The following is a 19212-nucleotide window of genomic DNA, read 5'->3' as shown; positions in this document are numbered from 1 at the left end:
GGCGATGAGCGTCCAGTGGGGACCTGACGTCGCATATTATTTCTTTTTGCTGTTTGCGCGCGTGGGCACGATGTTCATGCTGTTGCCCGCGATCGGTGAGCGCACGATACCGGCGCGGTTGCGATTGACAACGGCGCTGGCGTTTTCGGTTGTCCTTTATCCGCTTGTTGCGCCGGAACTCGGTGCCGTCCCGGCAACCCTGGCTGGATTGCTGGCGATGCTGGGGCACGAGTTGGCCGTGGGCTTTATTCTTGGCGGGCTGACGAGGCTCGTGCTGGTCGCGGCACAGGTTGCCGGGGCTGTCATCGCCTATCAGATGGGGCTTTCAATGGCGCAGACCGCCGACCCGACGCAGGGCGGCGTGCAGGGGGCCATCGTGGGCAACTTCCTCGCGTTCATGGGCATTGTGCTGATCTTTGTCACGGACATGCATCACATGCTGCTGGCGGGCATCTATCAAAGCTACACCTACTTTCCTCCCGATGCGCCGCTGATGCTCGAGGATGCGTCCGAGACGGCGACGCGGGTCATTGCCGGGGGCTTCATCACTGGCGTGCAAATGGCTGCGCCGCTGCTCGTCTTTGGGCTCGTCTTCTATCTCGGGCTCGGTATTCTGGGACGGCTGATGCCGCAAATTCAGGTGTTCTTCATGATGATGCCCGCCAATATCATTGTCGGGCTAGTGCTCTTCGCGCTGCTCCTGGTTCTGATGATGACCTGGTACATGGCGCATATCGAGCGGCATTTCTCGTTGATCGGGGGGATATGAGGACCGATGTCCGACCAGCCCGATCAGAGCGAGAAGACAGAAGATCCCTCCCATAAACGGCTTACGGACGCCCACAAGAAGGGGGACGTCGTCAAGAGCCAGGAGGTGACCACCTGGTTCATGATCACGGGATCCGCGCTGGTCTTTGCGTTCTTTGCGCCATGGGCCAGCGGATCGGTGATGAACAGCCTCAAGGGCGTGATGGAGCACTCCTACCATCTCGAGGTTGGCGGCCCGGCGTTCGGTCAATTCTTTTATACGATCGCGACTAGCATATTGGGCGTGCTCCTGATCCCGATGGCGTTTCTGGCTTTGTTCGGTATCGCGGGGAACATGGTGCAGCACCAGCTTGTGTTTTCCGTCGATCCGATCAAGCCCAAGTTCTCCAAGATTTCTCCTATCGCCGGTTTCAAACGCCTTTTTTCCACCGAGGCGCTGGTCAATTTCGGCAAAGGGTTGTTCAAGCTCGTCGTGTTCTCGGCGGTGATGTTCGTTGTCATCTGGCCGGAGCGTGATCGGCTCGACACCATGATTGCGGCCGATCCACTTCTAGTTCTGAGTGTGTTTCAGGAAATCGGCCTCAAGATTTTCGTCGTCACGATCATCACGATCACGATCATCGCGCTGCTCGACTATCTCTACGTGCGCCACAAATGGTGGAAGCGGCAGATGATGACGGTCAAGGAGGTCAAGGACGAATACAAACAGATGGAAGGCGACCCGCATGTGAAGGGCCGCATCCGACAGATTCGCCTGGAACGCAGCCGCAAGCGCATGATGGCGGCGGTGCCCGACGCTACGGTGGTCATTACCAACCCGACGCACTATGCTGTGGCGCTCAAGTACGATCGTTCAATGGCGGCACCCGAGGTTGTTGCCAAGGGCGTCGACGCGCTGGCCCTGCGCATCCGGGCATTGGCGAACGACCATGATGTGCCGATTGTCGAGAACCCGCCGCTGGCGCGTGCGCTCTATGCCGGCGCGGAGATTGGCGAACGGATTCCCGAGGATCAGTTCAAGGCGGTGGCGCAGGTAATCGGTTACGTCATGCGCCTCAAGCAGCGGGCAGGCTGGAAACCATCGTAACGTGAGAAAACCGTGCCAAACGACGCGCGGAAGGGCTTACGCACTACCCAAGGCGAAGCGCGGTTTGCTACCAATACGGAAGCTGATTCGGTATTCGCCCCAAAAGGCGGTGCAGCGAGGTAGAACGACATGGCGGTGGCTCCTGCCGGAGAGGATAACTATCCTGAACCCGTGGTGACGCGGGCGGCATCGCCAGGTGCGCTCTGGCGGGTGGTCGGGCTTTCCGTCGTGTTTATCGCGATAGCAACCGGTTTTGCCTTGCTGGGGGACGCCGCTCCCACGGACATGGTGCTGCTCTTTCTGGGCATCCTTGCTGTGATTGGCGTTTTTTCCCTGTTTGCACTGGCAGCGGGACTGTTCCGCTTCGTGGGCGGGGAGGAGAAACGCACGCTTGCACGTGCCATCGTCGACAGCCTGCCTTATGGCGCGCTGGTGACAGACCGTGACGGCAAGATTGCCTACGCCAATGCCAGCTATGCCGAGCTGTCCAGGGCCGTAACGAAGGGAGTGCCGGTTGGTGTGCCGCGCCTCCTTGCGGGACATCCGGAGGCGAGCGAAGCGATTTACCGGCTGAGCCGTGCTGCGCGTGACGGGCGAGCGATCGTTGAGGACATCAGGTTGCCGCGTGCGGGCGGCGGTGCGCAATGGCTCCGTGTCGGCGTGCGCAACCTGCCCGAGTTCGATGGGGGCGGGCGCAGGCCAATCATCTGGACGGTCGAAGACATTACACGCGATCGCGAGACGCAGGAGAACTTCTACGTCGATCTTCAGAAGGTGATCGATTACCTCGACCATGCGCCCGCAGGTTTCTTTTCGGCCAATGCGCGCGGACGCATCCAGTATATCAACTCCACGCTTGCCGATTGGCTTGGCTACGATCTTGCAGCGTTCGAGGCGGGCGAACTGGATCTGAGCGAAATCGTGCATGGCGACGGGGCGGGATTGCTGCTCGGGGGCGGGCAGGAGGGCACCGTGCGCACCGAGATCGTCGATCTCGATCTCGTGCGTCGCGACGGCACCAGCCTGCCGGTCCGGCTGTTGCACAGGGCGGCTCGGCTGGCTGAGGGGGAACTGGGGGAAACCCGGACACTGGTGCTCGATCGTTCCCGCGCGCTCGATGGCGAAGAGGCGCTGCGCGCCGCACAGGTGCAGTTCTCGCGGTTCTTCAACAATACGCCCATCGCCATCGCGGCGCTCGATGCCAATGGCAAGGTGGTGCGGACCAATGCGCCGTTCACCCGGATTTTCGGGCTGACTTCAGGCGAACGCAGCATCGAGGGTATAGATATCGGGTCGCTGGTCGACGAGGAGGGCGCAGGAAAGTTCCGTGCGGCGCTCAATGCGGCTAAAGGCCATAAATCCGAGATCGATCATGTGGATGCCACGGTACCGGGAGAAGAAGCGCGCAGCGTGCGCATGTTCATCTCCGGAGTCGAGCAGAGTGGCGAAAGCGATGAGGCGGCGATCCTTTACGCGCTCGACATGACCGAGCAGCGGCAGCTGGAGGCTCAATTCGCGCAGGGCATGAAGATGCAGGCGGTCGGCCAGCTTGCAGGCGGAGTGGCGCACGATTTCAATAACGTTTTGACCGCAATCATCGGTTTTTCCGAACTTCTGCTGCTCAAGCACAGGCCGTCCGATCCTTCATTCTCCGACATCATGTCGATCAAGCAGAGCGCCAACCGCGCAGCGGGGCTGGTCAAGCAACTCCTCGCCTTTTCTCGTCGACAGACCCTGCGACCGCAGATCCTGGAAATTCCCCAGCATGTGGACGATCTCACTGTACTGTTGAAGCGCCTGATCGGGGAGAGGGTGACGCTCGACGTTGAGCACGCTGCGGACGTGTGGCCGGTGCGGGCGGATCTGGTGCAGCTTGAACAGGTCATCATCAATCTCGTGGTCAATGCGCGTGACGCCATGCCCAATGGAGGGGCGATCACGCTCAGGACGCGCAACGTTCTCGAAGCCGAGGCAACGAGCTTCTCTTATCGAGGGATGCCGGCCGCCGATTATGTGCTGATCGAGGTGGAGGATACCGGCACTGGCATGACGCCTGAGGTAATGGAAAAGATTTTCGAGCCGTTTTTTTCCACCAAGGAATTGGGCAAAGGAACCGGGCTCGGGCTCTCGATGGTCTATGGTATCATCAAACAGACCGGCGGGTTCATCTATCCTGAATCGGAAGTGGGCAAGGGCACGACCTTCCGCATCTTCCTGCCCCGGCACATCCCGGCCCCGGACGAGGTGGCTGCAAAGCAGGTAGCGGCACCGGTCAAGGATCTGACAGGGAACGAGCGAATCCTGATCGTCGAAGACGAAGAAAGCGTGCGGGCTTTTTCGGCGCGAGCGCTGGCCGTGACCGGCTACGAAGTCTTCGAAGCGGCGTCCGGTGAAGAGGCGCTCGAAGTGTTAGAAGAGATCGACGGCCAGCTCGATCTCATGATCTCGGACGTGGTGATGCCCGAGATGGATGGGCCGACGCTCCTGACCGAGGTGCGCAAGAAGTATCCGGGCCTCAAGGTGATCTTTGTTTCCGGCTACGCCGAGGAGAGCGTGCGGCAGGGGCTGGCGGACGATAGGAGCGTCGAATTCCTGCCCAAGCCATATTCCCTCGACCAGATCAACTCGAAGGTCAAGGAAGTGCTGACCGGCCGAAAGGCCGGGGAGCAGGGGGACTAGTTTCCTGTAGGCCGCAGACCGGGGTTATCGCCAATCAGGCGGATGAGCGGCTTGTCTCCCATAGGCTTATAACAATCGGTGGCGCTCCTTCGTCCAATCTGCTCACTCGGCATCATTGTAATCGATGTTCTCATTTTGTCCCTTGACATAACGGGAATAAAATGGGAACAAATCTGCAACATGAATATCCTGTTGAGGAACGCCGACCGCGTTGCACGCGCCGGGCAGAGGTGAAATAAGGAGATAGAAATGGCGGTTTCACAGCTTCGCGTGGTTGACGGAGGTTCGATGGACAAGAACAAGGCTCTCGAGGCAGCCCTCGGGCAGATCGAGCGAAGCTTCGGCAAGGGGTCGATTATGCGCCTGGGCGAGAACGCCTCGGTGCAGGTCGAGTCCGTTTCTACCGGATCGCTGGGACTCGATATTGCGCTCGGGATCGGCGGCCTGCCGCGCGGGCGTATCATCGAAGTATTCGGGCCGGAAAGTTCGGGCAAGACGACGTTGGCGTTGCATGTGGTGGCCGAAGCCCAGAAGGCAGGTGGCATTTGTGCGTTTATCGATGCCGAACATGCTCTCGATCCCATTTATGCCCGCAAGCTGGGCGTCAATGTCGACGACCTTCTGATTTCGCAGCCCGACGCGGGCGAACAGGCGCTGGAAATTGCCGATACGCTGGTACGTTCGGGAGCCATTGACGTTCTGGTCGTCGACTCTGTTGCAGCTCTCACGCCGCGCGCCGAGCTTGAAGGTGAGATGGGCGATTCCCTGCCGGGTTTGCAGGCCCGGCTCATGAGCCAGGCCATGCGCAAGCTTACCGCTTCGATCTCGAAGTCCAAGGCGATGGTCATCTTCATCAACCAGATCCGCATGAAGATCGGGGTGATGTTCGGGTCGCCCGAAACCACCACCGGCGGCAATGCGCTCAAGTTCTATTCGTCGGTGCGCCTCGACATTCGCCGTATCGGCACGATCAAGGAGCGTGATGAAGCAATCGGCAACCAGACGCGGGTGAAAGTGGTCAAGAACAAGCTGGCCCCTCCGTTCCGCCAGGTCGAGTTCGACATCATGTATGGCGAGGGTATTTCCAAGACCGGTGAGTTGCTCGATCTGGGGGTGAAGTCGGGGATCGTGGACAAATCCGGTGCCTGGTTCTCCTATGACAGCCAGCGGTTGGGGCAGGGACGTGAAAATGCGCGCCAGTTCCTCAAGGACAATCCCGAGGTTGCCGCGCAGATCGAAACCGGTATCAGGGAAAGTGCCGGGCTTCTGGCCGCCGAACTTATCGCAGCTGGCGATGATGCAGATGGCGGTGGCGACGAGGATTGACCGGTTTTTCCGAGTGCCGTGCATGGCCTCCAGGCGCCGGGTAGCCGGCGCCTTTCTTGTTTCCGGCGCGCCATTGCACTGACCGGCTCCGCGCGATAGAAGGCTTGGCGAAAACGTCAGGCTTTTGGGCCTCGACGCCGAATTATGGGCGGCGCAATGCTGCGCAGACGGGGTTTCCGGGCTAGAGATGACCAGCGTAAACGATATCCGATCCACCTTTCTCGACTATTTTGCCAAGAACGGCCACGAGAAGGTGGCATCCAGTCCGCTCGTGCCGCGCAACGACCCGACGTTAATGTTTACCAATGCGGGAATGGTGCAGTTCAAGAACGTGTTTACCGGCCTTGAAAAGCGCCCCTATACCCGCGCGACGACCTCGCAGAAGAGCGTACGTGCCGGGGGTAAGCATAACGACCTCGACAATGTGGGATATACGGCGCGCCACCTGACCTTTTTCGAGATGCTCGGCAATTTCTCGTTTGGTGATTATTTCAAGGAAACAGCGATCGAGCTGGCCTGGAATCTTGTCACCAAAGAGTTTGGGCTCGATGCGTCCAAGCTGCTTGTCACCGTCTATCACACCGACGACGAGGCTGCCTCCTACTGGAAGAAGATTGCTGGATTTTCCGACGACCGGATCATTCGCATTCCGACGTCCGATAACTTCTGGTCCATGGGCGATACGGGGCCATGCGGCCCGTGTTCGGAAATCTTTATCGACCGCGGAGAGCACATCTGGGGCGGACCTCCGGGGTCTCCAGACGAGGATGGCGATCGGTTCCTTGAATTCTGGAACCTTGTTTTCATGCAGTACGATCAGCAGCCCAACGGCGAACGGCTGGCGCTGCCGCGCCCCTCGATCGATACGGGCATGGGCCTCGAGCGTATGGCGTCGATCCTGCAGGGGGTCGAGAGCGTCTTTGAAACCGACCTTTTCCGGCATCTCATCGATACTGCGGCGTCAGTCGTGGGCAAGGCCCCGACCCGTGAGACCGTGGCATCCTACCGCGTGATCGCCGACCATTTGCGCTCAATGTCGTTCCTGGTGGCCGACGGCGTACTGCCCTCCAATGAAGGTCGCGGATATGTGCTCCGCCGCATCATGCGCCGAGCGATGCGTCACGCCACCCTGCTAGGCACAAACCAGCCCACGATCTTCAAGCTCGTCCCGATGCTGGTGCGGGAAATGGGTCAGGCCTATCCGGAGCTGGTGCGCGGCGAAGCGATGATTGCGGAGACAATCCGTCTCGAAGAAGAGCGCTTTCTCAAGACGTTGGGTCGCGGACTTCAGATTCTTGAAGAGGAGACGTCCGGCCTTGCCGAAGGGGATACACTGGCTGGCGAGACCGCTTTCCGGCTTTACGATACCTATGGGTTTCCGCTCGATCTGACGCAGGATGCCTTGCGCGCGCGTGGGATTGGGGTGGATCAATCCGGTTTCGATGCTGCGATGGCGCGCCAGAAGGCGGAGGCGCGAAAGAGCTGGTCGGGCTCAGGCGACGCGGCGACCAGCGCCGTGTGGTTCTCGGTTGCGGACAGTGTCGGGGCGACGGAATTCCTGGGATATGACGCCGAGGAAAGCGACGGCGCTGTCGTTGCACTCGTCAAAGATGGCGCCCAAGTCGAGGCGCTTAATGCCGGGGATGAAGGCTTCATCGTTCTTAACCAGACGCCTTTCTACGCCGAAAGCGGCGGGCAGATCGGGGATACCGGCACGATGTCGGGCGAAGGCGTCGAGATTGAGGTTCTCGACACCACCAAGCACGCGGGTGGCGTTTTTGCGCACAACGTGAAGGTTGTTTCCGGGGTCCTCCAACTCAGCGTGCCGTTGACACTGAAGGTCGATCATCGGCGCCGTCAGGCCATTCGTGCCAATCACTCGGCGACTCATCTCCTGCATGAAGCGTTGCGGCAGGTCCTAGGCACACACGTCGCCCAGAAAGGCTCGATGGTGGGGCCGGACCGCTTGCGATTCGATTTCTCGCACACCAAGCCGATCGCGCCAGAAGAACTCGTGGAAGTGGAGCGATTAGCCAATGCCGTGGTGCTGCAGAACGCACCGGTCGAAACGCGGCTGATGGCGGTCGACGACGCGGTGGCTGCGGGCGCAATGGCGTTGTTCGGCGAGAAATATGGCGATGAGGTGCGTGTCGTTTCGATGGGTATCGCCAGCGAGGGCGAGAAGGCGGGTAAGGTCTATTCGATGGAGCTGTGCGGGGGCACTCACGTGCGGCGCACCGGTGAAATCGGGCTGGTCACCGTCGTGCAGGAAACCTCCGTTGCCGCCGGCGTGCGGCGCGTCGAGGCGCTGACGGCGGACGGCGCACGGCGCTATCTCTCCGAGCAGGACGCCCAGTTGCGCGCTGTTGCGGCAGCGCTCAAGGCCACGCCGCGCGATGCCCTTGCACGGGTGGAGGCTTTGGTCGAGGAGCGGCGGCAGCTCGAACGCCAGCTGGCCGAAGCGCGCCAGAAGCTGGCAATGGGCGGTGGTAGTGGTGGCGAGGCATCGGCGTCGGAGTCCGTGAACGGGGTGACCTTCATGGGCCGCGTCGTTGCGGGCCTGCAGCCCAAGGACCTCCGTGGGCTGGTCGATCAAGGCAAGAAGCAGATCGGGTCGGGTGTGGTTGTCATCGTGGGGACCACGGAGGACGGCAAGGCCGGTATTGCGGTCGGAGTGAGCGAGGATCTTACGGGCAAGGTCAGCGCCGTCGATCTGGTGCGTGTTGGTTCTGCGGCACTTGGCGGCCAGGGCGGCGGCGGACGTCCCGACATGGCGCAGGCCGGCGGACCGGATGGCAGCAAGGCGGACGAGGCCGTGGCTGCGATCAGGACCGCCTTGGCGAGCTAATTGTCCTCATTCTCGTCTGGCAGCTTGTTGCGGCCGAAGCGGGCGAGACGCGCACCAAGAATCGATCGTGCAGCTTCGACGCCCGGGGTTCCGATGCCCGCGACGACAACGATGATCAAACCGATGATGGCGATCGTATCGGGATATTCCTGATAGAAGATGCCGCCGAGCAGGATGGCCCAGAAGATCTGACTGTACTGGGTCGGCGCGATCTGGTTGGCAGCGGCGCGGCGGGTTGCCGCGATCATTACGAGTTGCCCCGTGCCCCCGAAGATGCCGATGAGCAGGAATATTCCGAACTGATGGAGGGTTGGCATCTGGAAGGTCGGGAGCATGGCAATGCCATTAAAGACCATGGCGTAGACCAACAGGACGCCAAGCAGGGAAACGCGGCGCTCATTTGCTGAAATCCGCTTGAGGATAATTGCGCCGAACGACGCAGCGACCGCGGCGCCGATAGCGGCGAAGTGGCCGATCTCGAGCTCCCGAAAACCAGGCCGAACCACAAGCATCACGCCGGCAAAGCCGATGGCCAAGAGAGCCCACCGCATCGGTGTCATGCTTTCGCGCAAGATGAATACCGACAGGATGGTCACCAGAATTGGTGTCAAGAAGACCAAAGCGTATGTTTCGGCCAGGGGTATCGTCGTAAAGGCGATCGTCACGAGGATCATAGAGCAGATGCCCAGAATTCCGCGGAGCTGGGTCAGTACTGGATGTCGCAGTCGCCAGGATTCGCGCCAGCGTTCGCCACGGGGCTTTACGACAAGCGCGGGCACGAACGAGAAAAGCGTCACGAAAAACGCAATCTCGAATACCGACATGGAATCGCCAAAGCTTTTGATCAGCGCATCGCCAAACGCATAGCTGCCATAGGCGATAAAGCCGAGAAGCACGCCGACAGACATGGGGAGGCACCGAACTCAGGGCAGGATGAACGCAACTTTCCAGCTATAGGCCGGTTCGTGGGAGGCGTCGAGGGTAAAACGCCGTACAGTTTACCGGTCGCTCATGGCCGGGCCGATGCGCTCGATACGATTGGTCCAGATATAGCCTGAAAATGCCGCCGGCACGCGCGCCAGGGTTTCGAGGTCATCGATTCCGGCCGTGCCGGGATCACCGGATTCGTACGGGCCGAGCAGAATGATTTCGCTTCCCACTTCAGCCAAGCGTTTCTGGAACAGTTTCGGCCAGCCCCAAAGCCAAGGGGCTAGATTGATCGGTACCATGACATAGGTATCCCGGCAGGCAGAGGGAACAAATCCCGTCCAGCCATAGCCCATATACTGGAGGAGGCAGTCCATAAGGCCGCGGCGCGACCAGACAGCGAGGTTGGGCATCGAGGCTTTCGCCCGGAATGTCGGCGCGTCCCCTCCATAAGCGCCCCACACTGCGCCGGCCCATTCGGGATGCTGGGCGACGAGGATGGCGAGCATGTCGCCCTCTCGAGCTTCGTTGGACTTGAAATTGATAAGAAACCGCCGGTCGGGCATTGCCGAAAGAACGTCCTCGAGCGAGGGCATGAGCCCGACGCCCTTGCCGCGCAGGGGAAAGGACTTCCCGTCGTCGGCGGTGTAGCCATAACCGATGTCGAGGGCTTTGAGATAGGCCATGTCATGCGCGCGGGTTTCCCCGGCGCCGTCGGTGCGGCAATCGAGCGTCCAGTCGTGAAAGATCGCAAATTGGCCGTCCGTTGTCGGATGCACGTCGATTTCGACAATGTCGGCGCCGGCTGCGAATGCGGCTTGCATTGAGGGAACCGTGTTCTCGAACAATGCGTGTTCGGGCGGAGCAATGCGTTCGGCGGTGCAGGTGTCGTTTTCCAGCCCGGTGCGGTCGAAGGTGTGATGCACGCCGCGATGGGCGATGAGTTGGATTTGCGGGTTCTCCGAGGGCGGCACGCGCCAGGAGGCGTTCCAGATCCAGATTGCGCCCGCGACGATGACGAGAATGGCCAATAGGCGCAGCAGGACAGCTTTCATCCGATTACTCCGGAGCATCGGTCCGAACATTGATCGAAGAGTTTGGTGGTAAAATTGCGGCGGGCATCACAGACGAAAAAAGGGACGGCCATGCCGTCCCTTTGATATTAGCCGCCAGCTGCGAGTGTTATGCCATGGCTTTCTGAAGATTGGCGTCGATGGCATCGAGGAAGCCGATGGTCGAGAGCCAGGGCTGGTCAGGGCCAACGAGCAGCGCGAGATCCTTGGTCATCTGGCCGGCTTCGATGGTGTCAACCACGACTTTTTCGAGCGTTGCGGAAAACTTCGCGAGTTCGGCGTTGTCATCGAGCTTGGCGCGGTGGGCGAGGCCACGGGTCCAGGCGAAGATCGAGGCCGTGGAATTGGTCGAGGTGTCCTTGCCCTGCTGGTGCTGGCGGAAGTGGCGCGTCACGGTGCCGTGCGCGGCTTCGGCCTCGACGGTCTTTCCATCGGGGGTCATCAGCACCGAGGTCATCAAGCCCAGCGAGCCGTAACCTTGCGCGACGGTGTCGGACTGCACGTCGCCGTCATAGTTCTTGCACGCCCAGACATAGCCGCCAGACCACTTGAGGCTTGCGGCCACCATGTCGTCAATCAGGCGGTGTTCGTACCAGATTTTCTTTTCCTTGAACTGGGCTTCGAACTCGGTCTCGTAGATTTCCTGGAAAATGTCCTTGAAGCGCCCGTCATAGGCCTTGAGAATGGTGTTCTTGGTCGAGAGGTACACAGGATAGTTGCGGACGAGACCGTAGTTGAGCGATGCGCGAGCGAAATCGCGGATGGATTCGTCAAGGTTGTACATGGCCATCGCAATGCCCGAGCCCGGTGCGTCGAACACTTCGTGCTCGATCACCTGGCCGTCCTCGCCGACGAACTTTATGGTGAGCTTGCCCTTGCCGGGGAATTTGAAATCGGTGGCGCGGTACTGGTCGCCGAAAGCGTGACGGCCGACGATGATGGGCTGGGTCCAGCCGGGCACGAGGCGTGGAACGTTGCGGCAGATGATGGGCTCGCGGAAGATCACGCCGCCAAGGATATTGCGGATCGTGCCATTGGGCGACTTCCACATCTTCTTCAATCCGAATTCCTCGACGCGAGCTTCGTCGGGGGTGATGGTCGCGCATTTCACGCCCACGCCGTGTTTCTTGATGGCGTTGGCGGCATCGATCGTCACCTGATCGTCGGTGGCGTCGCGGTGCTCGACCGACAGGTCGTAATATTCAAGATCGATGTCGAGGTAGGGATGGATCAGCTTGTCCTTGATGGCCTGCCAGATAATCCGGGTCATCTCGTCGCCGTCGATGTCGACGACCGGATTTGCGACTTTGATCTTGCTCATTATTCGCTCCGCGCTCTTTAAAACAAAGGGTAAACCCCTGGCTCGGCGCCCCTATAGCATCATGAGGCGAAAGCGCAAAGCGCGTGGCAAGAAGGGGGGAGTGCCGGGGCGGCACGGATTGACAGTCGTGTATATACACGTCCATAAAATGCGTCATGAAACGCGAACTGGAAGATTGTCTTGTGCTCAACACGCGCATGGCGGCCCGGGCCGTCACACGGCGCTATGATCGCAAGTTGCGCCCGTTCGGGCTAACGGCCGCTCAATTCTCGATCCTCGCTACCATAGCCCGGAAGCCTGATCGGTCGATCACCGAGATGGCGCGCGCTTTGGCGATGGACCGTACGACGCTCTCGCGCAATCTCGATCTGCTGGAAACCAAGGGGCTCATTGTGCGCCGGGGAGGGGAGACGCCCAACAGCCGGTTGTGCGTGCTTGCCGACGCCGGCGCGTCGCTGATCCATTCGTTGATGCCAGAGTGGCGCAAGGCGCAGGCCGAACTGCGCGTGCTGCTCGACGGGGAAACTTTTGATGACCTGCTGACAGCGCTGAAGCGGTTGGCAGCTCTCTAGGACAAAGATAGCGCAAAATCGTCCAACTTTCGGCGTGTAATTACACTATCCAAGGAGTGACAGAATGCTCAGACCAAGCGAGTCCGATCCCGTGGTCATTACCGGAATGGGGGCCGTGTCCCCGTTGGGTGTCGGCGTGGACGTGAACTGGGAGCGATTGATCGCGGGTCGAAGCGGTATCGTCGTCAACGACCGGTTCGACCTCACGGGGTTTGCCAGCACCATTGCCGGGCTGGTGCCCGACAAGGCGAGCGATCCGCATGGCTTCGATCCGGGTGACTGGATCGATCCTAAAGAGATCAAGAAGATGGACCTTTTCATCCAGTACGGGCTGGCCGCTGCCGCGCAAGCGCTGGATCAGGCGGGCTGGCGCCCTGAGTCAGAGAGCGACAAACGAAAGACGGCGACCGTCATTGGTACTGGCGTCGGTGGGTCCCCGGTTATGGCCGAAGCGGTCCGGATAATCGCCGAAAAGGGGCCGAAGCGGCTTTCGCCTTTCACGGTGCCGTCGTTTCTCGCCAACCTGGCGGCGGGATGGATTTCCATCCAATACGGGTTCAAGGGGCCGATCGGTGCGCCGGTCACGGCCTGCGCGGCGTCGGCACAGGCGATTGGCGACGGGTTGCGGCTTATCCTGACCGGGGAGGCCGAGGTTGCCGTGGTCGGGGGTGCGGAAGGCTCGGTGGACCCGATCTCGATTGGGGGATTCGGCGCCTCGCGTGCGCTCACTTCGTCAGGCAACGATCATCCCGAAAAAGCGTCCCGCCCGTTCGATAATGGCCATTCGGGCTTTGTGCTGTCGGAAGGTGCTGCAGTGCTCGTCATCGAGAAGCTGAGCCATGCCCGGGCGCGCGGGGCGATGCCTCTGGCAGTGCTGGCCGGCTATGGCACTTCGGCTGACGCATATCACCTCACGGCCGGATCGCCCGATGGTGCGGGCGCGCAGATCGCGGTCCGCAATGCGTTGGAGATGGCCGGTCTGCAGCCCGAGGCCATCGGTTATGTCAACGCGCATGCGACCTCCACGCAAGTTGGCGATGCCGCTGAACTTGCTGCGTTGACCGCGGTGTTCGGCATGAAGAGCAAGGAGATCGGCCTCTCCTCAACAAAGGCCTCAACCGGGCATCTGCTCGGTGCGGCAGGTGCGATCGAGGCTGTTTATTCGGTGATGGCGCTGCGCGAAGGCGTGCTGCCGCCCACGATCAATCTCGACGATCCGATGGATGGCACCGATGCGTTCACCATGATCGCGAACGCACCGCTGGAACGGCAGGTCGATTATGTGCTCTCGAACTCGTTCGGGTTCGGTGGGGTCAATGCGTCGCTGATCTTGGGACGCTTATAGGGCGGTTCCAGAATAAGCGGGCACGACGTATTCGCTTCGGAAGCCGACAAAAAAACGCGGAGCACCTGTTTTGATTTGATCAAATCAGGTGCTCCAGTAATGCCAGATGGCGCCTACAGCGCGTAGCGCAGGGTGGCGGCGAGGGAGGCCTTGCGAGGGATTTCGTCCCGACGGACGGCAAGGACCTTGGCGCCACTGCTCAAGGCGCGGGCTGCGATTTCATCGACCACCCCATAGGTATCCGGGCCTTCTTCGCCAAAGGTAACGGCGCCATTGTCGTCATCGACCGTGCCGTGGACGATTTCGTCCATATCGACCAACAGGGTTTCTATGGCGCCAAAGGTGGCGGCGCGGGCGGCGTCGGAGATGTCGGTCGTAGCGCGACTGTCGCCCGCACGTTTTTCGTAGGTGCGCTTGAAGTTTTCCACTTCGGCCGCATAGGCGCCGTCAAGCACTGGGCGGGCAGCTTCCGCGATTTCACCCTCGCTCGAACGGTCATTGGATGCGGTAACGGTGTCGGGCAGAAGATTGGGATAGCTGTTGATCGAGCGATAGATCGAGGCCAAAGGCTCGGTGGCGGCAAGGATAAGCGGAATGTCGCGGCCCGAAAGCACAGGGCGCAATGCGGCATCGATCAGGCGCGCATATTGGGTCAGCCGCACTTTCTGGCCTTCCGACCCGGTAATGCGGCGCTTGGCCGTGCGGTCGTTGATGGTCGATCGGTGGAGGGCGCTGGCGGCGTCCTTTGGCAGGTTGGGCACCTTGACCAATTGTGCAGGGAGATCGGGGAAAATCTCGATAAGCCGAACATCGTTTTCCGATAGCGCCAGAACGAAGGCGTCATGCGGGAAGGTGATGGCGCGCAGCAATGGCTTGAGGTGGAAACGGTCGGCGACTTCGACCAGTGGCTTGATGCGATTGGCGAGGCGGAAGGTGCGGATCGAATCCGGGGTGGCGAACACGGCCAGCGTATGGGCTTGGGTGCGCCAGAAATCCTCGTCATCGAGCAGATCGTCGAACTGTTCGCCCAGCGCGGCGGCGCGGCGCTTGTCGAGCCCGGCGGCTTCGAGCTGGCTCATGGCATCCTTGATGAGATTGCCAAGTTCAATGATCGAGGCGTCTACGTCCTGCGTGAGGGGCGTGGTGGGAACATAAATCGAAACACAGGCATCGGCGCGCGCCGCCTTGAGTGTCTTGAAGTCCTGCAAGGCGGGCGTGTCAACGTAAAGCATGGGAATCCCTTTTTGTTTTTTGTTCAATACGGGGGAAGATAGGTGATCGGTTTTTCAATACAACCGACGATCGCCCGATATGTTGCGCAAGATTGCGAACGGGCACAACGATAACGGCGCGACCCATCGGCGCATTGATCCAGATCAGCCTTCGGCGCCGGGGCGATAAGTCTCATATTGCGCGATGCCTTCGGGCAGAGCGTCCCAGACGAGATGGCTGCGCGAGAAGATGGCCTGTGTCGGCACGAACCAGTCGGGTTCGGTAAAAAGCCCAACGGGCAGGAGGATCAGTGCAGGAGAGCGGGCGGTCACGCCGTAAACCGGTGTGCCGCATATCGGGCAGAAATGACGCGAGATTTCGGATCCCGAATTCGCGATCTTGGTGAAATGCCGGGTTTCCCCGGAAACGGTCACATCATCCCTGCGCATGATGACGAAGCCCGAATGCCCCGTGCCCGTCGCCTTGCGGCAATCGCGGCAAGAGCAGAGCAGCATGGAGAGCGCGCGGCCGTCGACAGCGACCGAGACCGAGCCGCAGGCGCATGTCGGCGTTTCCGTCAGCGTGAGTTTTTCCATGGCGCTATTTTGGCGGAAGCGTTGCGGCGAAGGCAAGGCATCGGTCGAGCCAGTCGGCCAGCGCGTCTTCGTCCTCGATCACATCGCCATCCACGACCACAAAGCCGGACATCTTGCGCCCCTGCATATCCATTTCGTGGCAACCCAGGCGGGAGAGAGCGGCGGCCATGCCCTCCTTGCCGACGCGCGCAAGAAGTGTGCCTTCCTTCATGACGCCCACAACCATGTTGCCGCGGGCCATGAAGCAGAGACCGCCAAACATCTTCTTTTCGATGAGCGGAGTTTTGAGCGACAGATGATCGCGAACGCGACCGGCCAGTTCATCGAGCGCATGGTTCATGGCCGAATGCTACACAGTCCGGCGCGGACTGCAATCTTGATTCTCTCGACAGGGCCGCGTAATTCCCGCTGGCACAAGTGAGAAGCCGATGGCCGGAACCGATACGTCAAAGCAGTTTGTCTTTCGTCCCACGCCCGCAATCATTCTCGTCGAGCCGCAGCTCGGTGAGAATATTGGCGCGGCGGCGCGGGCGATGGCCAATTTCGGGCTTTGGGACTTGCGGCTCGTCAATCCGCGCGATGGCTGGCCGAACGAAAAGGCGGTGGCGGCGGCCTCCAAAGCCGATCATGTGATCGAGCGCGTGAAAGTTTTCGCTACGCTGTCCGAAGCCGTGGCCGACCTTACCTATGTTCTTGCGACGACCGCGCGTGGTCGCGAAATGTTCAAGCCGGTCATTGGGCCAGATGCCGCCGCAGAAAAGCTGGCGGCACATATCGGAGCAGGGCGGCACGGGGGCGTTCTTTTCGGTCGGGAGCGATGGGGGCTGACCAATGAAGAGGTGGCCATCGCCGACGCTATCGTGACGCTGCCTGTCGAACCGGCCTTTGCTTCGCTCAATATCGCGCAAGCCGTGTTGGTGCTGGCTTATGAATGGCGGCGGGTTACGCTGTCCGGCGAACCCCTGCCGATCGAGGAAGATCTGGGAGAGGCTGCGCCGCGTGACCAGGTGATCGGGCTGGTCGAGCAATTAGGCGAGGCCTTGGACCGCGCGGGATTTTTCAAGTCCCCCAACAAGCGGCCGGGCATGATGGACAACATGCATTCCATGTTCGCCAAAGCCAGCTTCAATGCCCAGGAGGTGCGAACGCTGCGCGGGGTCGTTGCTGCGCTCGACCGGCGGCACGAGCGCCCCAATCCGACACGCAGGCGCAGGGGCGAGTAAGCCTCTCGTCCAACGCGCAATTGGTCTTTTCCGGGAACGCGTCGACGGCCAGTGCATTGGAACCCTGACGGTTTCACTCCGGCAGGATCGCGCCATGACTAGAATAGAGCAATTGCGTCTCGAGGACGTCGAAGCGAGCGTCGCGCTACATCTCGACCATCTCCGCCTGGGCCTGTTTCCCCGGCTCGGCCAGCGGTTCATGCGGTTTTACCATGAGACCTTTATTCACTCGCCCCATGGCGTAGCCCTGGTGGCGCGCGAAGGCGGTGAGGTTATCGGCGTGCTGTTCGGAACGGCCTCCAATGCTGCTCATTATCGGTGGGTCGTGCGCAACCGGAGCTGGAAGCTCGGGGCGACGGGATTGGCCGCGCTCCTGAGCCGCCCGATGCTTGCATTGAAGTTTATGACGACGCGTGGTCCGCGTTACGCCCGCGCCATCATGCGGAGGCTTTCGCCGGCCAGCAAGTCGCGTGGTGGAAGCGGTGCGCCGCTTCCGGTCCTCAGCCATGTGGTCACTGCGCCGGACGTGAGGCAGAGGGGCGTCGGGCGCAAGCTGGTCAAGGCGTTTGCCCAGCAGGTGCGGCGGGACGGAGCGCAAGCGGCACTGCTGGTGACCGAGGAAGATGGTTTGGGCACGCCATTTTTTGAACGCATTGGCGCCAGGCTGGCCGCAAAAAGGATAGGGCAGGATGGCGTGCCGGTGAGGGAGTATAGGCTGACACTGGGAGACGCCTCCAGATATGAGAATACCGAACCCGATCGCACTGGCCGCCCTGTTTTCGGGCCTAATCACGCTCGTATCGGCCCACCAGAACACCTTTCCGCTCGGGCGGGGCATAGCCCAGGATAATCTGGCACTGGAGGAGGTACCCCTCGACGTTGTCCCGCTGGTCCCGCATCAACAAGGAGCTGAGCCTTTGTCTCCGCAGGAAACGGAGGCCGCTGCGAAGCAGCTCGCCAGTTCCATCGCACTGTCGCTGATCACACACGAGGCCCACGAGGGCATCGAGGACATCGCCGCGCGATTGCCGCCGGAGGCAGCGCCTTTTGCCGGCGCGCTCCACCGGCCCGGGACGTGGTCAACCGGACGCATAATCTACCCGCAGCTGGGCGGCCTGCTGCCCGGCGGCGCGTCGGTAATGGTCGTGGTCGAGCAGATGTGGGCGGAGCCCGAGGGAGTGCACGTGGAATGGCGCACACTCGATATCCGGCTGATCCGGACGGGCGGTATTTGGCAGGTTGCCTCGCTGGAATCCAATGGTGGCGAGCCGTTGGCGCCGCCCGCTAACCTGTCTCCCGAAGCGCTGGCGGTGTTGGCCGATCCGCGGATCGAACTGCCGGATTCAGCGCGATGGGACATCTATGCTGGGCTCGTTTCGCCCAAACTGCTGGCGCTGCTGGCGCGGATGGCCGAATGGGACGGGTTCGGTGTCGTCACTTTTTCAACGGGCCACCCGTGGGAAGTGTTCGGCACTGCTCGCCAGAGCGATCATTCACGCGGTCTGGCGGTGGATATCTACCGGCTGGGTCCCGATCTGGTCATCGACCAACGCCAAACCGGCTCGCGTGTGCATCAATTCGTGCAATGGCTCTACCAACAGCCAGAGGTGCGCCAGATCGGAAGTCCTTGGGCTCTCGACGGGCGGGGTGGACGCAGTTTTACCGACGCCCTGCATCAGGATCATCTGCATATCGCGGTTTATCCCTAGAGCGTCACCCGAGCTGAATGAATCGGTGCGGGTTCCCAAATCAACGCGTTTCTGATTCATCATGTTTGCCGGGTGAGGAGGCCGGCGGACATGTCGAAAGCTTTGTCACTCGATCTCCGGACGCGTGTTCTTGCCGCCGTGGCCAGCGGGCTCAGCCATCGCCAGACAGCTGAACGCTTTGGTGTCAGTGCGGCAAGTGTGAGCCGCTGGAGGGCGCGCGAGCGTGATCAGGGAGCGCCTCTTCCCAAGGCCTTGGGAGGTGACCGTCGATCTGGACGCATCGACGCCTGCAAGGCATTGATCCTATCGCTGCTTGAGGAGACGCCCGACATTACGATCGAGGAGTTGCGGCAAGCTTTGAGCGCACGTGGTCACCGCTTCGGTTTCGGCACGATCCAGCGCTTCTTCGTGCGTCACGCCATCACTCGAAAAAAAAGACGCTCCACGCATCCGAACAAGACCGGCCAGACATCCTGAAACAGCGCCAGGAGTGGTTCGAGGGGCAGCTTGATCTTGATCCGGCCAA

General features: G+C 60.9%; 16 protein-coding genes and 1 pseudogene. 11 read left to right on the top strand and 6 right to left on the bottom strand.

Annotated elements, in window-relative coordinates:
- The first annotated feature begins 4 nt into the window (after positions 1-4).
- The 5 genes from fliR to alaS all read left to right on the top strand — a co-directional run bounded on the left by fliR (position 5) and on the right by alaS (position 8708).
- Positions 5-769 carry a flagellar biosynthetic protein FliR gene (gene fliR / locus I2G20_RS00085; RefSeq protein WP_196257648.1) on the top strand — a complete coding sequence of 255 codons (765 nt, stop codon included), beginning with the start codon at positions 5-7 and terminating at the stop codon, positions 767-769.
- 6 nt (positions 770-775) lie between these two features.
- On the top strand, positions 776-1855 hold the full coding sequence (gene flhB / locus I2G20_RS00080; protein ID WP_196257647.1) for a flagellar biosynthesis protein FlhB: 1080 nt from the start codon (positions 776-778) through the stop codon (positions 1853-1855).
- A gap of 129 nt (positions 1856-1984) precedes the next feature.
- Positions 1985-4534: a cell cycle histidine kinase CckA gene (cckA, locus tag I2G20_RS00075; protein WP_196257646.1), complete on the top strand. Its 2550-nt coding sequence runs from the start codon at positions 1985-1987 to the stop codon at positions 4532-4534.
- A 249-nt stretch (positions 4535-4783) separates the two neighbouring features.
- Positions 4784-5860: a recombinase RecA gene (gene recA / locus I2G20_RS00070; RefSeq protein ID WP_196257645.1), complete on the top strand. Its 1077-nt coding sequence runs from the start codon at positions 4784-4786 to the stop codon at positions 5858-5860.
- Between the two features lie 187 nt (positions 5861-6047).
- A complete protein-coding gene (gene alaS / locus I2G20_RS00065; protein WP_196257644.1) occupies positions 6048-8708 on the top strand; it encodes an alanine--tRNA ligase in 2661 nt (886 codons plus the stop codon).
- On the opposite strand, the gene I2G20_RS00060 is transcribed toward alaS, so the two are convergent.
- The 3 genes from I2G20_RS00060 to I2G20_RS00050 all read right to left on the bottom strand — a co-directional run bounded on the left by I2G20_RS00060 (position 8705) and on the right by I2G20_RS00050 (position 12029).
- The gene (locus I2G20_RS00060; RefSeq protein WP_196257643.1) at positions 8705-9616 is read right to left on the bottom strand and encodes a DMT family transporter; all 912 of its coding nucleotides are present in this window, start codon (positions 9614-9616) and stop codon (positions 8705-8707) included. The two genes, alaS and I2G20_RS00060, sit on opposite strands and share 4 nt — an antisense overlap.
- Before the next feature lie 90 nt (positions 9617-9706).
- Complete coding sequence (locus tag I2G20_RS00055; protein ID WP_196258171.1) at positions 9707-10678, bottom strand: glycerophosphodiester phosphodiesterase family protein; 972 nt, start codon at positions 10676-10678, stop codon at positions 9707-9709.
- A 139-nt stretch (positions 10679-10817) separates the two neighbouring features.
- Positions 10818-12029, bottom strand: coding sequence for an NADP-dependent isocitrate dehydrogenase (locus tag I2G20_RS00050; RefSeq protein ID WP_196257642.1), 1212 nt, complete (start codon positions 12027-12029; stop codon positions 10818-10820).
- A gap of 155 nt (positions 12030-12184) precedes the next feature.
- On the opposite strand from I2G20_RS00050, the gene I2G20_RS00045 reads away from it, so the two are divergent.
- Positions 12185-12601 carry a MarR family winged helix-turn-helix transcriptional regulator gene (locus I2G20_RS00045; RefSeq protein ID WP_196257641.1) on the top strand — a complete coding sequence of 139 codons (417 nt, stop codon included), beginning with the start codon at positions 12185-12187 and terminating at the stop codon, positions 12599-12601.
- 64 nt (positions 12602-12665) lie between these two features.
- The gene (fabF, locus tag I2G20_RS00040; protein ID WP_196257640.1) at positions 12666-13946 is read left to right on the top strand and encodes a beta-ketoacyl-ACP synthase II; all 1281 of its coding nucleotides are present in this window, start codon (positions 12666-12668) and stop codon (positions 13944-13946) included.
- A 113-nt stretch (positions 13947-14059) separates the two neighbouring features.
- Here the strand turns inward: fabF and I2G20_RS00035 are convergent, their stop codons facing one another.
- The 3 genes from I2G20_RS00035 to I2G20_RS00025 form a co-directional block, all read right to left on the bottom strand.
- Positions 14060-15178 carry a baeRF11 domain-containing protein gene (locus tag I2G20_RS00035; RefSeq protein ID WP_196257639.1) on the bottom strand — a complete coding sequence of 373 codons (1119 nt, stop codon included), beginning with the start codon at positions 15176-15178 and terminating at the stop codon, positions 14060-14062.
- A 144-nt stretch (positions 15179-15322) separates the two neighbouring features.
- Positions 15323-15754, bottom strand: coding sequence for a GFA family protein (locus I2G20_RS00030; RefSeq protein ID WP_196257638.1), 432 nt, complete (start codon positions 15752-15754; stop codon positions 15323-15325).
- Between the two features lie 4 nt (positions 15755-15758).
- Positions 15759-16094, bottom strand: coding sequence for a TfoX/Sxy family protein (locus I2G20_RS00025; RefSeq protein WP_196257637.1), 336 nt, complete (start codon positions 16092-16094; stop codon positions 15759-15761).
- Between the two features lie 88 nt (positions 16095-16182).
- On the opposite strand from I2G20_RS00025, the gene I2G20_RS00020 reads away from it, so the two are divergent.
- From I2G20_RS00020 to I2G20_RS00005, 4 genes and pseudogenes are all read left to right on the top strand, one after another.
- Positions 16183-16977, top strand: coding sequence for an RNA methyltransferase (locus I2G20_RS00020; protein WP_196257636.1), 795 nt, complete (start codon positions 16183-16185; stop codon positions 16975-16977).
- A gap of 94 nt (positions 16978-17071) precedes the next feature.
- A complete protein-coding gene (locus I2G20_RS00015; RefSeq protein ID WP_196257635.1) occupies positions 17072-17827 on the top strand; it encodes a GNAT family N-acetyltransferase in 756 nt (251 codons plus the stop codon).
- On the top strand, positions 17718-18686 hold the full coding sequence (locus tag I2G20_RS00010) for a hypothetical protein (protein WP_196257634.1): 969 nt from the start codon (positions 17718-17720) through the stop codon (positions 18684-18686). Before I2G20_RS00015 ends, I2G20_RS00010 begins: the two co-directional genes overlap by 110 nt.
- Positions 18687-18776: 90 nt before the next feature.
- A pseudogene (locus I2G20_RS00005) lies at positions 18777-19212 on the top strand (helix-turn-helix domain-containing protein); the annotation flags it as partial.

It is taken from the genome of Pelagibacterium limicola (assembly GCF_015694405.1).
Lineage (GTDB): Bacteria > Pseudomonadota > Alphaproteobacteria > Rhizobiales > Devosiaceae > Pelagibacterium > Pelagibacterium limicola.
The sequence above is the reverse complement of the archived record's forward strand: the minus strand, read 5'-3'. Positions and strand labels throughout refer to the sequence as shown.